Source organism: Vagococcus sp. 211 (genome assembly GCF_056322705.1).
On record NZ_CM150475.1, the window covers coordinates 1,836,076 to 1,854,921 of the forward strand.

Genomic DNA, 18,846 nt, shown 5'->3' on the forward strand with positions numbered 1-18,846 from the left:
TAGTTAATGTCTGACGACTTGTACAGGAAAATCATATGCTTTAATCCAACCTTCAATCTGATCTAATTCATCATTTGATAAACTAGGATCACCGTCTACTGGATACTCCATACCTAACTGACCATACTTATTGACGCCTAGCTTATGATATGGCAATAAATCAATCCCTTGAAAATTAGGGTAATCTTTATATGGTAATAAAAAATCAATAATTGCTTGAATCTCTGACTCACTTGAATTGATGCCTTTTAACATTGGCATTCTTATCTTAATCCAGTTGCCTAATCTAAGAAGTTCTTCTAAGTTTTTTAAAATTCTCTCGTTGCTAATGCCTGTTAGTTCATTGTGTCTCACTGGATCCATGTGTTTTAAATCAAATAGAAAATAATCCACATACTCTGATAAACTAAGTATTCTGTCCATTCTAGTATGGCCACATGTTTCAATAGCTGTATTTATTCCATCACCTTTACAGGCTTTTAACAAAGCTAACGCAACTTCTGGTTGGGCTGTACACTCACCACCACTTAAGGTAACTCCTCCACCAGACATGTCATAAAAAGCTGAATCTTCATGAATAATCTCCATTAACTCTGGTATAGTCCTAATTTCCCCTGTAATATTGAGTGCTGCCATTGGACAGGCCTCTACACATTTATTACAACCGTTACATATTTTCTCACGATCGATTTGGTGATTGCCTTCTTCATCCATATAGTGGATGCCCATGGGACAAACGTCCACACAGGCTCCACAATCAGAACATGAACTTTGTTTATACATGACTTGAAATTGTTTAGAAATACCTTCTGGATTGGCACACCATTGACAACGTAATGGACACCCCTTAAAAAATACCATTGTTCTAATACCAGGGCCGTCATGAACATTGTATTTTTGCACATTAAAAATCATTGCTTGGCGCTCAATTCCACCTTCTTTTATTCCTGTCATACCATTCATCTCCTGATTTTTTTTTAGAATTTTTCTAGCATTGTTCGGCTGATAATCTCATCCTGAACGTCTTTACATAACTCAACAAAGAATGCACTGTACCCAGCGACACGGACAATTAAATCACGGTATTGTTCTGGATGTTTTTGCGCTTCAATTAATGTATCGTTATCTAAATAGTTAAACTGCATTTCACCATTTCCTAAATGACAAGCTGTACGTAGTAGTGTGATTAAACTTTCTTCACCTTCTGGAGAATCTAGTAAACCTGACATAATCTTGAAGTTATGTACCATCCCTATGTTCATACTGTCATTAGACATTTTAGAAATGGACTTAATAATCGCTGTAGGCCCTTTAAAATCAGCACCTTGTGTTGGACTAATACCATCTGATAGAGGTGTCCAAGCATCACGACCGTTAGCAGAAGCTCCCGTTAATTGACCAAATGGTGTGTTGTTTGAAATAGATAATGTTCCATGACTTAATACTGAATATAATGTACGGTACTTTCTATGTTCTTGTTCCGTGAAATTGATTAATTCTGCAGCAATTAAATCTGCATAATCATCGTCATTACCATATTTAGGGGCTTTCAAACAGTCCGCTTTGACTTGTTCATAGCCTTTAAATTCTGCTTTTAATGCCGTATTTATCTCATCTAATGTGTATTTTTTGTCATCAAAGACTAATTTTTTAATAGCTGCCATTGAATCTGCATAAGTCGCAAGTCCTGACCAAACCACTCCTGGTCCAAAGTTATACATTGCACCACCTGCTGAAACATCATGACCTGATTCCATACAGCCCTCATACATTAAAGACATCAATGGTTTTGGTGCTAATTCGCGATGAACACGTTGTGAAATAACAGTTGCTACGTTAGTCCATTTAGTAATGTATTTAATTTGTTCTTTAACAGCTTCTTCAAATTGTTCATACGTTTTAAATTCTGATAACGCACCTGTATTTGGACAAACTTGTTTACCATACCATAATGGTGTTCCTTGATTTAACACAAGCTCAATACAGATTGGCCATTGAGTATATCCTGTTGATGTCCATTGATACAGACGTCCTGATTTTTGAGGTTCCACACAACCCATTAAGCAGTAATCTCTAGCATCTTCAATAGAAACACCTTTAGCAAGCATCATTTTGATATGTGTGTCATCAAAGTGACAAGCTGGGAATCCCATACCAGCTTTGACAACTGATACAATTTTTTTCAAGTATTCTCTAGGAGATTTATTATGAATACGACATGCCAATGATGGTTGATAAATTTTTACGTGACGAACAGCATCCATTAATAGGTACGTTAACTCGTTGGTTGCGTCAAATCCTTCACGTGTAACCCCACCAACACACATATTGACAAATGGTTGGTAACCAGCGAAGAATTTAGAACCACCTTCACTTGTAATCCACATCATTTCTGACATTTTAATTAACATACAGCCTGATAATTCAAAGGCTTGGTAATCATTCATACGGCCTGAATCGATATCATTTTTATAGTACTCATACATGTACTGATCCACACGTCCAATTGACATACCTGTTTGATTTTCTTCAACTACTAATAAAGATTCAATAGTCCATACGGCTTGGATTGCTTCCCAATAAGTCTCCGGTTTATTAGCTGGTACTTTCGCATTAATCTTAGAAATTTGTTCCAATTCTTTTTTACGTTTTGGATCCGTTTCTTTACTTGCTAATTCAGCTGCATATTCAGACATACGTCGTGCGTAAATCATTACACCTTCAGTTGTATCAATAATTGATTTATAGAAATAAATTTTATCAATATCATCTGGGTTTTCATATTGTAACTGCTCTAAATGTTCCTTAGCTTCTTGTTGAATATCAAGCATGCCTTTTTTCATTAAAATAACGTCGTAACCTGGGTTAGAATCCCCACCACCATTGATTTGATGATAGGAACAATCTGATACAAATGACTCGCCTGATAATTCCCACACTCCTGCATCACGGTATTGGTCTTCGCAATACTCATCAACTGATTTACCTTTCCAATAAGGGAATAATTCTTCACGCATCACACGTTTATCCTCATCAGAAATAAAGAATGGATCTTGTTGACGCGTGCCAATTGTATCAATTTCATCCTCCATCCAACGCCATGCGATATCTGGTGAGAAAGCCCCTGCACGAGGTGCTCCATTAGGTGCCCCAACGATTAATTCGTTATCTTGAATAACCAAAGGTGCTGTTTCACAGCAATATTTAAAACATTTACCTCTTAAAACACTTTTTGGCATACCTGGATTTTCTTTAGCAATTTTGGTAATTGCTCGTGCTCTATGCGTTGTAATAGCTGGTACATGTTTCATGTATGTTTCTTTTAAAGCCACTAATCTAGGTGTAATCCCTTCAGGAATATTGGTTCCTTCAGAATGAAATTCTACCGTTTCAACTACTTCTTCGCTTTCAATATCTTCTTTAACAGATGCAAACATACGCATTAAAGCTGCTTTTTCTGAATCTGTTAATTCTTTAGTTGCTTCAGCTAATTTTGCTGAAAAATCTTGCATATCCATCTGAATCCCTCGCTTATTTTATTTTATTGGTGAATGATTTTTTTCAAAATTTTAACTAATTCATCCTCATTCATCGTGTTATCAGTTTTCGCTGATACTAATTTTTCTACTGGATAACCAATTTGTCTGACGTAAGTTAAATCTTTTGCTGTGATATTTTTTGCTGTGATTCCTTGTCCCATAGTCAAACCACCTAGAACAAAAGTAAAAGGAAGGGTTGATTCAAGACCTAAACTGTTAAAAGTTGCTGGGCCGTTAACTAGCACCCGACCTACTGGTTTTTTTAAAGAAAATTCATTAGTTACTTTTTGATTGTGTGAATGGATCACTAAACTGTGACCATTTTGCTTAGTTTGCAATAAATTAATACATTTTTCACAAGCATGTAGCCAATCAGGTTCTAAATAAAACATTAAAATCGGAAACTTCATTTCATCAGAATAAGGATTTTCATCAAATATGTACTCTTGCTCCGATACTAGTACTTTGGTATCCTTTCGAGTAGTAAATCCTGCTTTTTCTGCTAAATAACAAGCAGATTTACCCACAACTTCTGGACAAACAGAAGAACCATATGGCTTAATTAAATTAAGTAATAATCGTTCTTCTTGCTGAGTCATAAAATGAGCACCTTGATTGATTAACTCTTCCTTTACTTGATTAGCAATGACTCCTTCTACAATTAGATATTGCTCTGCACCAGGCAGGATACCATTATTAAATGAGCGGCTTCGAATAATATCAAAACAAGCTTGCTTCACGTTAGCTGTTTTTTCAATAAAAACAGGAGTCGATCCTGTACCTCCATAAATCATCGGACGATGTAAAACGTTGGATGCGTCTTTACATTTTTTTTGACCAATGTTGATGATTAATGCTGCCGAGGTATGATTGGTTATTTCAGAAATCCCCTCATTCGACACATGCTGCATACTATTCAAACAGTTTTTAGGTAAACCGCTCATTTCTGCTAAATGTTTGACAAAAGAAATCGCTTTTCTTGTCGAGTTGGCCCCTCTTTTATGTGGAACAAAAACACAAGTGTTTCCTGCTTTCAAACTCAGTAACGTAGTAAAAATAGTATTAGTTATGCTATTTTCAGCTGGAAGAAGTATCACTATAACACCTAAAGGTACCCCTACTTCTGTAATATCACCTTGTGTATTTGTCCCTAGAACACCGATACATTTTTGATTCAATACGCTTGATTCTACGTTATCTAATACTTGATACAATAACTTTAATTCATCTTCTGGATTACCGTACTGCGTTTCAGAAATATTTTCATCAATCAATATTTTTGCTTTTTTTCTTATTTCAGGGAGCATTATTCCAATAATTTTATCAATAATAGCTTGGTCATATTCTTTTAACATGTAATGAGAATCTCTTGCAGATTCCATTAAGATACGTGCTTCTTGAATAGACTCTAAATCTTTATCAACAAACGTCATTTATTCCACTTCCTCACTACTTGGCAACAGGTTCTCTAATGCATAGCGTGAAACGATTTTGCTTAAATCAATATGAGGGCTCGCGATAACAACTGAGCTGTATACTTCTGCTTCCATATTTTCTACAGCTTGCACTCCCGCTTCTACTGCCGCCTTACACGCTGCTACATCTCCTTTAACGATGACTGAAATATAACCAGACGCTACGTTTTCATAGCCTAAGACTTCTACATCTGCTGCTTTACACATCGCATCTGCTGCTTCTAACACAAAGACTAAACCAAATGTTTCAATGGCCCCAATAGCTTCATATCTTTCCATAGCTTCTTCCTCCTTACCTTTATAAATCAATATCATGAACCGAGACGATATCGCCTACAGCTCTGATTGGTCTTGGCATCACATTATGTGCTGTCACTTTACCAATCTCACTAGCCACTGCAACCCCTGCTTCCACAGAAGCACGAACAGCAGCTACATCGCCTTTTATCATAACTGTAACGAGAGTTGAGCCAATATTTTCATAAGAAACAAGTTCCACATTAGCCGCTTTCAACATTTCATCTGCTGCTTTTAATGCGGGGACTAATCCTAGAGTTTCTACTAGTCCTAACGCTTCATCACCTTGATATCTCATAAATTGTCCTCCTAGATGTTTTATTATTTTTTAGGAACAAATTTTTCCACTGTACTGCGGCCATCATCTGTAATGTTGTAATACAAAACCAAATCATCTTTATTGTCTAATTCATATTTTGTTAATGAAGCCAGATCATTCGCTTCTAGGGCCATTAAATGCTCCAAGAACAAATCATAAGTAAACTGTTTTTCTTGACCATATACAGTCTCTAAACTTGTCATTATTTCTTGAATATTAGATTCTCCAGATTTATCTAAATGATTTAATACAGCCATTCTTGCTGGTAAAGTCATCTTATTCCACCTCTTTTTTCTTGATTAGGTCTAAAGGATTCATCGTAACGATAATCGCGCCACATACAATAACAATTGAACCAATCACAATCGTAGAGGTTAATTCTTGACCTAAGAAGAGAACTGAGAATAAAACCCCCCAGAAGGCATAGGTAACGTTTAAGGACATACCAATGGCACAACCTACCATAGAATTTGCTTTGTACCAAGTTAAGAATGACACTGCTGCACTTAAACCTGAAACAACCAACCACATTACTGGTGTCACTGCTTTGAGAGTTCCAAGGAATAATGGGAATGCCCCTGCAAAAATAAATACTAATAATAACGTAACAATTCCTGAAATCAATTCTCTTAAATTCACCGCAACATCAGTATCAATCATGGCTCCACCAAAACTAGAGAAAACGCCTTCTAATCCCCAACCAACTGCTGCTATCAAGGCGCAAATAATTCCTAAGGTAAAGTTTGGTGCTCCTTCTGGTTTAACAAAGTTAATAAAAATCGCACCCATAACACATAAAATCATACCGAAAACAACTCGTTTAGTTGGTTTTTGTTTTAAGAAAATCCAAGCAAATAAAGCGCCAAACAAACTACACGTTGCAGAAATCGGGATAGCGTAAGCTCCAGCCATAGCTAAGCCTACTAGGTAAGCACCATTAGCAATAGGTCCACCTAAAAGAAAACCTACTACTAACATTTTTCCTGGTTTTGTTTTCAACGTTCTACCTAATTCTTTCAAACGACCTTTTTTCCAGTTAAAAATCAGTAACCAAATCCCTGCAAAAAGGTCATTTAGCCCCGAACATACAAAAGGAGCTGCAATAATACCTACTGCACTCATTAATGGATCATAACCAGTTGCTACAATAACAAGCGTTGAATAGATACCATATGTTAGGCCAGAAATAAGACCATTTGAAATACCTGCTTTTTTAAATTTATTATTAACCGTTTTCATTTTCACATCTGCCATCGACTGATTGGATGTATGTGATTGAACCATTGTTTTTTGACTATCCATCGTAAACTATTCTCCCCATCTTATTTAATATTATGTGGTAAAATTGTTTCTACTTCAGCATGTGGTCTTGGAATAACATGAACTGATAATAATTCTCCAACACGTTCTGCTGCAGCTGCTCCTGCATCTGTCGCTGCTTTAACCGCACCGACATCTCCTCTAACTAATACGGTTACAAGTCCACTCCCAATCATTTCTTTTCCAACTAAAGTGACATTAGCTGCCTTCACCATAGCGTCAGCTGCTTCAATTGAACCGATTAATCCTTTTGTTTCTACCATTCCTAATGCATCATACTTCATTTTTACTTCCTCCTATTTTTTAACTTGATAATCATTACTACTCCTATAAGATAATTCTTCCCCTTAGAGACAAAGTCAAGCATATTATTATCATCATGTTATTTTTTTCACATTATATTATCTTATGACAAATACTTTCTCAATTAGTATGCTGAGATTGATAACCATTTAACAAAATATTTCTTTATTTCTCCCTACAACGATTGTCTATTAATTAACAATAAGAATTTTTATATTATAATTACTATTCCATTACTCCAAAAACTGTTATAGTACAATTTCATCTTTTTATTTTAAAAAAATAAGTATCACCCTAAAAAATAACTAGTTATTTAACTTAATTCCATAAAACGTTTTTTAATTTTTTTATAGTTTCACAAAAATTAAAGTTAACACTCAATAAAAGGCGCTGATATAGATTTTAAAAAACCGTTACCATTAGGGACATCTTTATTAGTCATATTTAAAAATGTCTATTAACTTGTCTTTTCATACAAAAAAAGAGTAAATGTAAGTGATTAATCACTCACATTTACTCTTTTTTTTGATTGGAAAAATGACCTCTGATACAAATTCATTAGGATCCTTGGTCGTCCAGTAATCTATCACATAGCGTTCATATACATTGGGTCCATAATCATAATCATGACTAATAGCCCAATCTTTCAATCTATTATATGTATCTATTATTTTCTCAGGGTTTCCTATGTGGTAAGCACACAAGAACATATCTCCACCAAATTCTTTTTGCATGATACTTGAGTTCAATCTACCAACAGGTTCTTGCATGATACAAACGGTGCTAGTCTTAAAATTCATACGATCTTCAACAGATCTAAATTCTAAACAAACCGGTCCTGTTATAGAACAACCCTTTTTTTCTAAATGATTGACCCAAGCTATGTTAATGATTGAGTCTTGATAGCATTCATTAAACCTTTGCTCTAGAAAGTAATAATTTTTCCGTTCAAGGTATTTAATATTGATTGTATCTATCTTATTTTCTAGTACCATTGATCCTTCTCTTAATAAATTCAACCAATCCTCTACTGCGGTATAACGATTATTAATTTGAACTCTCTCTTCTTCTAGATCATCTAATTTATAAACAAATTTATTTTCATGATAAAAACGCGATCCCTTTTCAGTAACACCAAGCATTTCTTGTAATTTAAATCCCATTTGCTTATAATACTTAATAATAGGAATTAATAACATCGTATTTTCGTTATAATAGCGATACCCATTTGCCTGACAAACATAATCTGGTTCAATAAGGCCTAATTCTTCATAATACCTTAACGTCTTTTTCGAAATATTACATCTTTTAGAAACTTGTCCAATCGTAAATAGTTTTTCTTCACAGTGTGGCATAAGTTCACTCCTTCACGACGCATCCACACTTATTATTAAATCATAGAGTTCATATTGTCAAGTTATTTTCTCATGTTTTTATCATTTAATTTAATAACTACTGATATCTATTTCATTAATTACCTACGTTAATAGTCTATTATGTAACAAAAAACCCCATCACTTATGATAAGGTTCTCCGTTATTAATTCGAAACGTGCGATACACTTGCTCAATTAAAATCAGTCGCATTAACTGGTGAGGATAAGTCAATCGGCCAAAAGAAATTTGACTATTGCTTCGTTTAACTACTTCTTTGGATAACCCTAGAGAGCCACCGATAACAAACGTAAAATTACTTTTTCCTCTGATACTCTGAGTATCAATCTCATGAGCTAGCCCTTCTGATGTGATTTCTTTGCCTTTGATCTCAAGGGCAAACACATAATCATTATCACCTATCTTACTAAGGATACGTTCTCCCTCTTTCTCTTTCACTTGTAGCATCTCTGTCTCGCTCAGATTTTCTGGGCATTTTTCATCAGGAACTTCAACAATCTCAAATTTACAGTACTTCCCTAATCTTTTTTCGTACTCAGCAATGCCTTGTTTTAAATACTTTTCTTTCAATTTACCAACAGCAATTATTTTTATTTTCATCTTTATCACCTTTCTCACGTGTTATACACATCTATCCACAGAGTTATCCACCTTTAAAACACTCTCATTACAGTTATCAACACACTTACACACAACACTGTGGATAACAATTGTTAATAACTTACTACCATTTCTCTTATTTTTCTCATTTTACTATAAATTAATCTAAAGAAGTTCACTTATTTTTCAAATCTGAGGATTAGACTTAGCTTATAATAATAAATATAATAGATATATACATTTAAAGGAGGCAAGGTGGCGACACCGAATACAATGAGAAAAGATGTAACCCCTAGATCTAAACGTTCTACTCAAGAAAAAGTGATTCAACCTAAAAAATCAGGGAGCGCGTTCGCTCGGATTACCACCTCTTTGATTGCAGGTGCCCTAGGTGGCATGTTAGTCATAGGTGGCTATGGATATATTAATAAAGATAATGCTATCACGTCTCCCACTGAAAAGACAGAACAAAATACGAAATCAATTAGCGAAGGAAAAAATACGGTGAGTCAGATGAAAGTTGACGTTCAAACAGACACAACGAAGGCTGTTGAAAAAGTAAAAGACGCTGTTGTATCTGTGACCACCCTTAGAAAACAACAATCTCAATTATCAGATTTAGAGCGTATTTTCGGTCCTTCTAACAATGAAGAAAAAGAAGGTGAACTTCAAGAATCTGGTGAGGGCAGTGGTGTCATCTATCGTAAAGACGGCGACAAAGCTTATATCGTGACCAATAACCATGTGGTAGCTGGAGCTGATGCTGTATCTATTATGATAAGTAATGGTGAGCGTGTGGATGCTAAAATTGTTGGGACTGATGTTTACAGTGACTTAGCAGTTCTTGAGATTCCATCAAAAAACGTGACTACAGTTGCTGAATTTGCTGATTCAGATGACATTAAAGTAGGAGAACCTGCTTTAGCGATTGGGTCTCCTCTTGGGTCAACCTTTGCTAACTCTGTATCTCAAGGGATTGTCTCTGCCAAAGACCGTATGATTAGCAACAAAACAGAAGATGGACAAACCATTAACAGTAACGCCATTCAAACGGATGCTGCTATTAATCCTGGGAACTCTGGTGGGGCTTTGGTGAATACTGGTGGACAAGTGATTGGTATTAACTCTAGTAAAATTGCACAAGCAGCTATGGGTGTGTCAGCTGAAGGAATGGGCTTTGCGATTCCTAGTAACGATGTGGTATCCATTATTAACCAATTAGAAACAAGTGGTAACGTGATTCGACCAATGCTAGGGATTAGTATGATTAACCTTAACATGGTGAGTGCTGAAGAAAAAGAAAGTGTTCTTGGCATCAAAGACGCTGATTTAGACGGGGTTGTTGTGGGTACCGTAGAAAAAGGCTCTCCTGCTGCGAATGCTGGCATTGAAAAATACGATGTGATTACACACTTAGATGATAAAAAAGTCACATCAAACTCTGAACTTCAAGCCATTCTTTATAACAAAAAAATTGGCGATTCTTTATCCGTTACTCTCTATCAACAAGGTAAAAAGAAAAAGGTGGATGTCTTACTTGATCAAGACTCAAGTAAACTAATGGAGAAAAAAATGCAACAACAAGAAGAAGACTCTTCTAAGAGTCCTTTCTAAAAAAATAACCTAAGACATTACAAAGTCTTAGGTTATTTTTAGTTTGAATGACTTAGTCTTGACCGTATGTTCTTAGCTGTCCGTAAGTACCAAATTTATCGATAACTTCGTCTAATTGTTCTTCATTTAATAACACCGGTGTGCCAATTGATCTTGCTCTGTAATACAGTTTAGCAATAAACTCTATGTCTTTGGCGACAGAAAAAGCATCCGCTAAATCAGATCCAATGGCAAGAGTCCCGTGATTACCGAGTAAAATACCTTTGTCCTCTTCAATTGCTTCAAATGCAGCTTCTGCCAATGCATAGGTTCCAAAGGTTTCATAACGACAACATCTGATTTTTTTCCCCACAGAACCAATAATATAATGAAGTGGTAAAATATCTTCCTGTAAACAAGCAAAGACTGTCGCAAATTCTGAATGAGTATGAACCACACTATTAACATGGGGGGTTCTTTGATAAAAAATACGATGCATGTCATATTCGCTAGACGGTTTTTTATCCCCTTCTAGAATCTCTCCCTCTAGTGTCATTAACACAATGTCCTCTTCAGTGGTTAAATGATAGGCAATGCCACTAGGCGTAATTAGCATCACGTTGTCTTCTCTAATGAAGATGCTTAAGTTGCCACCCGTTCCTGTGGTCAGCTGTTCCTCCATCATTTTTTTACCATATAATACTAATTGTTTCCGTTCTTCTCTGTACTTCATGTTGTTCTTCCTTCCTAACTTACTAATAAAAACGAGTGCTTTCTTTGTCAAAATAAGCTTCTAAATCATAGGCTGAATAGACCCCTTTATCTGTGACAATCCCACTGATTCTTCCAGGAGGAGTGATATCAAAGGATGGATAAAGTCCCTTCACACTCGGTAAAGTATTAGGAATCCCTCGGTATTCTAATACCAATTTCGGATCCCGTTCTTCAATGATAATATCCTCTCTTACAAACTTATCACTGTCAGGAATCCCCGTCACGTAATAAGGTACCCCGTAATGATGGGCCAAAATAGCGATTTGGTTGGTTCCTATTTTATTAGCAATGTGTCCATCTCTTGCGATGGTATCTGCAGCGGAGGTAAACACATCGATCCCTTTATTTTCCATAATGTAGGCAATCATATTATCCGTGACCACTGTGGTAGGAAAGCCTAAGTCAGCCGCACAACTAGATGTTAGTCGAGCACCTTGTAAATAAGGTCTCGTCTCAGCACAGTAAACTTCTAACTCATACCCTTCTTCTTTGGCCGCTCTTAGTAAGGTTCCCACAATCGTCTCACCAAAACATTGTGTCAAAACACGCCCTTTTTTGGGCATTTTTTTTAGCAGTGTACGTCCTACCGTATCCATAATAGTATATCGTCGGTTCAAGGACTCTAAGGTTGCGTTAAAAATAGCCTCAATCGGATCCTCTTCCTTATCGATAGCTACTTTCCCTACCTCAGCACAATTCATGGTAATCTGGCACATTCTGTTAGCTGTTGTTGGCCTCGCATAACCAATGGTGTGAGCCGCTTTATCCAAGTAGTTTTTTTGTTCTTCTTTACTTGCCTCTCTTACTTCATAAGCAGCCAAGGCCATCCCCATCCCAGCAGCTGTATAAGGACCCGCACTTTGTGTCACCATATCACTAATTGCTTGAGCCACTTCTTCATGTCTATGACATTCCACAAACACAATCTCTGTGGGATAAATACGTCGATCTAATATTCTTACCTTTCCCTCTTCGTACCATGCCACGTTTTCATATTGTAACAAAAACGGCATACCATAATCGGCTCTTTCCATATCCACTATCTTCCTTTCTCCCCTTGAATATCCTCACATCTTCTCATTAATTCTGTCCCACTCTTAATATCATGCCTGTTTAAAATAAGTTCTGTCCCTAAAGCTAATACGGCTTGTTCCATAGAAAGACGTGCCGAGCCCATCGGTGCTTCTGAGATTTCTTTTACTTTAGAATCTCCTATGGTACGTCTAATCATCTCTGTCCCAGCATATCCTAAGCTATCTGCCATTACTTCATCAATGTATGCTCTTTTGAAGGATTCTGTTTGGTAAATAGAGAGAGACACTTTCTCTTCAAATGCTTTACCTAGCTTACTCTTTACCAAATCAAATATCGAGACAATCGTTTGTGACAACCATGAACCAAACGCATCATCCGTATCAAAATAAGTATTTTTAATCAAAGGAAAGAATAGATTACCAATCACATTCCCAATGTCATAACCCATAGGTCCATAAAAAGCAAATTCCGGATCAATCACTTTAAGCCCCGTCTCATTGATAAAAATTGAGCCCGAATGAAGGTCCCCATGAACTAAAGCTTGAGCGTAGTTCATGTATTTCTCTCGTAATTTACCGACTTCACCTATTAAATCCTCGTTAGCATAAATCCTTTCTTCTACAAAGGATTGATTGCCTTCTGAGATAATGTTTTGCTTTTTATAATCATTGTAAGGTTCTGTAAAGACTAAATCCTCACTAATGTCACACATATCTACATTAACAAATGCCTTAACTTGCTGTTTTTTGTCCTGACGATTCCAAACCAAATCTGTTGTAGATAACAAGGTTTCTACTAAAAAAGTACTGATTTCCTCAGCTAGTTTTGGAAAGTATTTATGCTCTAATAATTCGTAGCGTAAATTTTTATAATCTGAGATATCTTCCATTATTAAGGCTGACATTGTTTCATCGTAGTGATACACTTCCGGTATAAAATCAGGAACCAATTCATACTGTATCTTAAGAATGTCCGCTTCAATTTTATTACGATTAATATCCAAAGGGCGACCTGATGAACGTAATAATACATCTGCTTGCTTAACCACAATACTTTTTCCTGTGATCGTATCCACCACTTTAAACACATAATTGATGTTGCCATCCCCAATTTCTTTTACTTCCAGTGCCTCTGATGTTTCAAATAACCCTAGGTGATTGGTGACATATTCTTTAATATCCTCATGTGACATTAAGAAATGATTGATAAAACGGTTCATGCCTAACTCTCCCTTCTCTCTTTCAAAGCTATCTGTGTCCTGTTTCAATACCCTTTACCACAATACCACAGACCAAGAAACATGTTAAACGTCTGGCAAAAAATAGCCTCCTAACTATGTAACTGTTAGGAGGCTATTTTTCTGCTACTTATTAATTAAGAATATTTACCATAACTTGTCCTCATTCTAAATTGCAAACAAGTCACATGCTTTATCTGGACTGGTATCAAGCACCTTTAGTGCTCCACCAGCATCAATGTCTCTAGTTCTTAAAGTATGACTCATGGTCATATTAGCCAGTTCTTTTAAATTATTTTCTTTACTCAAATGTCCTAGATAAATACGTTTCGTATTATCTCCAATCACATCTGCAGCCACAATAGCACCATCTTCATTAGATAAATGCCCTTTATCGCTCAATATACGTTGTTGTGTTGACCAAGGGTATTTACCCATACGTAGCATATTAATGTCATGGTTACTTTCTAAAAGGTACGCATCTGCTCCCTTAATAGTTTCCCTAACACGATCGCTGCAATAGCCTGTATCTGTTAAAACAACAAAGGATTTATTATCCTTATAAAACCGGTAAAATTGTGGTTCTGCGGCGTCATGAGAGACTCCAAAACTTTCGATATCAATATCCCCAAGAGTCAATACTTTTCCACAGTTAAAGATGTTTTTTTGATCAAACGTCAGATTCCCAATTAAAGGGTCCATAGCTGACCATGTTTTTTCGTTCGCATACACATCTAATTTATACTTTCTAGCTAACACCCCAACACCATGAATATGATCCCGATGTTCATGTGTTACTAATATGGCATCCAAATCTTCTGGTGAACGCCCTATTTCATTAAGTAAGCCTGTGATTTTTTTACCGCTTAATCCAGCGTCTACTAGTAAACGACGCTGTGGTGTTTCGATATACAATGAGTTTCCTGTACTGCCACTGGCTAGGACGCTAACTTTAAATCCTGTTTCCTCCACAAAAAACGCTTCCTTCCTAGCTTTATACTTTTCTTTATTTACTAACTTCTGACACATTGGATGAAGAAATAATCGCGCTTGTAAAGGCATTAATACGCTCTACTTGAATGTTTCCTTTTCCATTATCTAACCCAATAAACCATGCTGGAATGTAGACATTTTTTCCTTTAACCTTAAAAATCCGAGTGTATCCCAATTCAATCCAAGCAACATCTGTTCCTCCTGGAATGCGGTTATTGGTATACAAGCTAATCATAGCTTCTCTTTCTGTGATAAGGTTTTGAGGCTCACGCAAAGGTTCTACATTCTCTAACATGCTCTGTTCGTAACTATCAATCATGGGATGATTGTCTTGTCCCTTTGCAATACCAATAATTAATTCTGACGTGCTATCAAAGAAAGGAACACCTTCCCATTCTTGATTGTATACATATTTTTGTGTTGGTACTGTTTCATAGGGATTTAAGCGATACTCTTTACCATGTAAGACATTATTACGCTTAGTTATAAAGCGGGTGATTGCTTTTTCTTCTTTTGGGTCGTTAATTTCGTACTCTTTATTATTCGGGTAATGACTGAGCAAACGATTGTCAGATAATTGCCATTCTTGGTTGCTAAGTTCTAACTTAGCATCTTGTAATAAATCTTTCTCTTCTCCTGACAGGTAATACCCTTTTAATTTTTTTTCTGATAGGTCATGAGGGATGTCTATGTCATCTGCTCTAAGACGGGCCTCCAAATTATCAGAAATGGTTCCTGATGTTGTTACTCGTTGTTCATTCTTACCTTCTTGATACACATAAAATAAAAACATATTCAAAAACAAGAAGACAATTAAAAAGATGCCCTCTACTCGTTTAAAGTCCATCTAGCGTCCCCCCTTTTTGCAATACATTTTGCAATTCTGGTTTGGCAATCCATGTGTCTTGATACAAAATATACCATTCAGGAATAAGTTCTATCACCTGTTTTGTTTCTGGGTTCCCTTTCCAACTATATCCTATTTGGATATCTGCTACATCATCTAAATCCACTCCGTCTGCCAATAGATCATCTAAAACTTCTCGTGTTGAGTTTAATACCACTTCTTCTTCTGACGGGATAGGTATTTGAATGGTTTCTTGATTCGTTCTAACAAGGACATTTTTATTTTGGACAGCAACTTCTAATAATCCCCTCATGTCTTCACCGAACACCGGATAGCCCTCAACATAATTTCGATAAACAATGTCTCCATTTTCGGGATTAGAACCAAAATAACGCAGTGTACCTAACGAATTACCCAAACTTTCTACATATTGAAACGAGGTATAGTAATCATTCTCTATGACTTTATTTGTTGGACTTTTAACTTTTCCAAAGTAATTAACTTCCCCAGTTTTGGACTGAATCGTTAATGACTCTCCCTCTCCATTAGACAAGCTAACGTTGCTTCCTTCATTCGAAAAAACATCATTCGATTGGTTAAAGAATGCTTTAGAAAATGTCGTAAAGGATTGCGTTGCTACAATATAGCTATATGTTTTCAATTTTAGTTCTTCCGTTAAATAATAAAGTTGCGAAATATTATCTGGCTCTAAACTGACACTGTAATATTTCTTATTCTCATTTAATATCTTCTCAATCCCATCAAAATTACCTTTAACTTCTGCTTTTGCCCCTTCTTCGAGATTGCGGCTCATAAAATACACCGCCTCTTCCTCAAAAGAAACCAATATTCGGTTAATATTAATGTCGCTCATATCGTCCAATACTTTCGCCTTCAAATGATAGGTATCTGCATACACGGATAACGGTAATTCTTTTGGAAATAAGAGTGATACTGTTTTTGACTGTGTCATTATTTTTTCATTGTCTTCTTTGCTAACCTTTTTTACGGATTCAAAGTCAAAGTCACTGACTTTATTCTGAATATCTGTGATGGTAGACTCTCTGTTGGTATATAAAATGTCATCTTTTGTTTTATGATAAAACAATTTTGTTGGGACGTACACTTCAGCGATGTCCTTTGTTTGAACCACACTTGAGAGTTCCTTTTTGTTAATTAAATCAAAATTACGATTAGTAGGCTTTGTCCAAATTTTCCAAGACAGTAACACACTCAGCCCAATCATCAAGGCTAAACTAATTTTTACCAGTTTATCTCCGATTGTTTTCATTCCCAAAGGTCCTCCTCATATGGTTCATAAGGTAAGGAGATAAAGAACGTTGATCCTTTTCCTTCCTCACTTTCAACCCAAATACTACCTCCATGGGCTTTGATCGATTCTTTTGAAATAGCTAACCCTAGACCGGATCCGCCCATTTCTCTAGACCTTGCCTTATCCACTCGATAAAAACGGTCAAATACTCGACCTAGGTTCTGTTTTGGAATTCCTAGACCTTCATCAGCAATACTGATAATAACGTTTTTGTGAGTCTCTAACAAACGACACGTGATGGTTCCCCCAGCTGGAGAGTATTTCATAGCATTATTTAGAATATTATCAAAGACTTGAATCATTCTATCTGTATCAATTTCAACCCAAATAGAACGCTTCGTAAATTCTCGCTTAATTTGATAGTTTCGTTCACTGTCTTTTATTACCATATCAAACCGGTCCAACACATAATTAAACAGCTCATTTAAATTGACCAATTCTTGTTTCAACTCAATTTTATTAGCGTCCATTCGTGATAATTGAAGCAAATCATTAATCATACGAATCATCCGATTTGTCTCATCCTGAGTTACTTTTAGAAAGGCTGGGGCAATCTCTGGGTCTTGCCACGCGCCTTCTACTAACGCTTCAATGTAGCTTCTCATACTGGTTAAAGGTGTGCGTAATTCATGAGAGACATTGGAAACAAATTGACGTCGTTCTTCCTCGTCTTTTTCTTTTTCCGTTACATCATGTAGCACACACACTAACCCACTAATAAACCCTGAATCTCGGCGAATCATCGAGAATTCTGCTCTCAGCAACATGGCTTTATCTAACTGTTCTGTAAAATCTAATAAGATCTCCTCTTGTTCTTCTAACAACGTTCTAAAAGAGTAATCTTCCTCGATGTTTAACAGCGTAAGAATAGAACTGCCCAAAACGTCTTCTGTTTTAATACCGAGTAGGTTCAGAGCCATATCATTAATTAGTATAATATTACCTCGACGATCTGTTCCAATAACACCATCCGTCATGTGGGAAAGAACACTGTCCAATCGACTTTTTTCTGCATCCATTGTTTCTTGCGCTTCTTCAACTCTTGCTGATAACTCATTAAACGTTAAACCCAATTGACCCAGCTCATCTTTACCATAGACTTCAACCTGACCAGAATAATCCCCATTGGCAATTCGCATGGCTTGTTGCTTCATTTCGCCTATCGGTTTGGTTATGGTTCTAGAGACAAGCAAAGCAATAATCAACGAAAACACAAGGGCAATCATTGATGCATAAAAAAAGATCAACGCAATTTCGTTTACTTGTTGATACTTACTCTCTATGTCACTCTTCACATAAAGAAAGCCGATGACAGTATCACCGGTTGGAGAATACACAGGCTGAATGTTGACGTGTACTCGGTTCCCTGTCACAGGATCTTTGCGTTCTTCTTTCTTTTGGCTGTACACATTAAACATTTCATAATCGTTTTTCTTTCCTACTTCACCTTGTAAGTTGGCATCGCTTGTGGCAATCACAATTCCTTTGTCGTCTACTAACCTCGCTTCTAAGATATCACTCTTAGAAAACTCAACCAAGGTGCGTTTTAAATTACTGTCGTTCTTATTTTCTTGGTATTTCAGCATTTCACTACTTAAATTAGTAGAAAGTGTCTCCACTTGAGAGGACACACTCTCTTCAAAATTTTGAATCGTTGATGATTCCAATTCTCGAATAAAAATAGCCCCGATAATTTCAATTGAAATTAGTAGCAGCAAAACAAAAACTAAGGCAATTTTAAAATGAACAGAAGAAAAGAAACGTATTTTCTTTTTATTCATACCCAA

18 protein-coding genes are annotated in these 18,846 nt (G+C 36.2%); 1 reads left to right on the forward strand and 17 read right to left on the reverse strand.

Going from position 1 to position 18,846, the window contains the following annotated elements; translation table 11 throughout:
- Positions 1-3 precede the first annotated feature (3 nt).
- The 10 genes from cutD to rlmH all read right to left on the reverse strand — a co-directional run bounded on the left by cutD (position 4) and on the right by rlmH (position 9,247).
- On the reverse strand, positions 4-954 hold the full coding sequence (cutD, locus tag ACVWM0_RS08850; protein WP_476472277.1) for a choline TMA-lyase-activating enzyme: 951 nt from the start codon (positions 952-954) through the stop codon (positions 4-6).
- Positions 955-977: 23 nt separating this feature from the next.
- A complete protein-coding gene (gene cutC / locus ACVWM0_RS08855) occupies positions 978-3,518 on the reverse strand; it encodes a choline trimethylamine-lyase (RefSeq protein ID WP_476472278.1) in 2,541 nt (846 codons plus the stop codon).
- Positions 3,519-3,541: 23 nt separating this feature from the next.
- The gene (locus ACVWM0_RS08860; protein ID WP_476472279.1) at positions 3,542-4,972 is read right to left on the reverse strand and encodes an aldehyde dehydrogenase family protein; all 1,431 of its coding nucleotides are present in this window, start codon (positions 4,970-4,972) and stop codon (positions 3,542-3,544) included.
- Positions 4,973-5,293: a BMC domain-containing protein gene (locus tag ACVWM0_RS08865; RefSeq protein ID WP_476472280.1), complete on the reverse strand. Its 321-nt coding sequence runs from the start codon at positions 5,291-5,293 to the stop codon at positions 4,973-4,975.
- 19 nt (positions 5,294-5,312) lie between these two features.
- Complete coding sequence (locus ACVWM0_RS08870) at positions 5,313-5,609, reverse strand: BMC domain-containing protein (protein WP_476472281.1); 297 nt, start codon at positions 5,607-5,609, stop codon at positions 5,313-5,315.
- Between the two features lie 23 nt (positions 5,610-5,632).
- Positions 5,633-5,905 carry a hypothetical protein gene (locus tag ACVWM0_RS08875; RefSeq protein ID WP_476472282.1) on the reverse strand — a complete coding sequence of 91 codons (273 nt, stop codon included), beginning with the start codon at positions 5,903-5,905 and terminating at the stop codon, positions 5,633-5,635.
- 1 nt (position 5,906) lies between these two features.
- Positions 5,907-6,932, reverse strand: a complete 1,026-nt coding sequence (locus ACVWM0_RS08880; protein WP_476472283.1) for a DMT family transporter — start codon at positions 6,930-6,932, stop codon at positions 5,907-5,909.
- Between the two features lie 20 nt (positions 6,933-6,952).
- Positions 6,953-7,234, reverse strand: coding sequence for a BMC domain-containing protein (locus tag ACVWM0_RS08885; RefSeq protein ID WP_476472284.1), 282 nt, complete (start codon positions 7,232-7,234; stop codon positions 6,953-6,955).
- Between the two features lie 522 nt (positions 7,235-7,756).
- Complete coding sequence (locus ACVWM0_RS08890) at positions 7,757-8,608, reverse strand: MerR family transcriptional regulator (protein ID WP_476472285.1); 852 nt, start codon at positions 8,606-8,608, stop codon at positions 7,757-7,759.
- 159 nt (positions 8,609-8,767) lie between these two features.
- A complete protein-coding gene (rlmH, locus tag ACVWM0_RS08895) occupies positions 8,768-9,247 on the reverse strand; it encodes a 23S rRNA (pseudouridine(1915)-N(3))-methyltransferase RlmH (RefSeq protein WP_476472286.1) in 480 nt (159 codons plus the stop codon).
- Between the two features lie 255 nt (positions 9,248-9,502).
- Here rlmH and ACVWM0_RS08900 point away from each other — a divergent pair, with 255 nt between their 5' ends.
- Positions 9,503-10,861 (forward strand): S1C family serine protease, encoded by a 1,359-nt coding sequence (locus ACVWM0_RS08900; RefSeq protein WP_476472287.1) that lies wholly within the window; start codon positions 9,503-9,505, stop codon positions 10,859-10,861.
- A 52-nt stretch (positions 10,862-10,913) separates the two neighbouring features.
- On the opposite strand, the gene ACVWM0_RS08905 is transcribed toward ACVWM0_RS08900, so the two are convergent.
- From ACVWM0_RS08905 to walK, 7 genes are all read right to left on the reverse strand, one after another.
- Positions 10,914-11,573 (reverse strand): L-fuculose-phosphate aldolase, encoded by a 660-nt coding sequence (locus ACVWM0_RS08905; protein ID WP_476472288.1) that lies wholly within the window; start codon positions 11,571-11,573, stop codon positions 10,914-10,916.
- A gap of 22 nt (positions 11,574-11,595) precedes the next feature.
- Entirely contained in the window at positions 11,596-12,648 is a 1,053-nt protein-coding gene (locus tag ACVWM0_RS08910; RefSeq protein ID WP_476472289.1) for an S-methyl-5-thioribose-1-phosphate isomerase, read from the reverse strand.
- 5 nt (positions 12,649-12,653) lie between these two features.
- Entirely contained in the window at positions 12,654-13,868 is a 1,215-nt protein-coding gene (gene mtnK / locus ACVWM0_RS08915) for an S-methyl-5-thioribose kinase (protein WP_476472290.1), read from the reverse strand.
- A gap of 186 nt (positions 13,869-14,054) precedes the next feature.
- Complete coding sequence (locus tag ACVWM0_RS08920; RefSeq protein ID WP_476472291.1) at positions 14,055-14,858, reverse strand: MBL fold metallo-hydrolase; 804 nt, start codon at positions 14,856-14,858, stop codon at positions 14,055-14,057.
- Positions 14,859-14,892: 34 nt separating this feature from the next.
- Positions 14,893-15,726 carry a two-component system regulatory protein YycI gene (locus ACVWM0_RS08925; RefSeq protein WP_476472292.1) on the reverse strand — a complete coding sequence of 278 codons (834 nt, stop codon included), beginning with the start codon at positions 15,724-15,726 and terminating at the stop codon, positions 14,893-14,895.
- Positions 15,716-17,017, reverse strand: coding sequence for a YycH family regulatory protein (locus ACVWM0_RS08930; protein ID WP_476472293.1), 1,302 nt, complete (start codon positions 17,015-17,017; stop codon positions 15,716-15,718). The genes ACVWM0_RS08925 and ACVWM0_RS08930 overlap by 11 nt, the downstream gene beginning before the upstream one ends.
- The gene (walK, locus tag ACVWM0_RS08935; RefSeq protein WP_476472294.1) at positions 17,014-18,840 is read right to left on the reverse strand and encodes a cell wall metabolism sensor histidine kinase WalK; all 1,827 of its coding nucleotides are present in this window, start codon (positions 18,838-18,840) and stop codon (positions 17,014-17,016) included. The genes ACVWM0_RS08930 and walK overlap by 4 nt, the downstream gene beginning before the upstream one ends.
- Positions 18,841-18,846 lie beyond the last annotated feature (6 nt).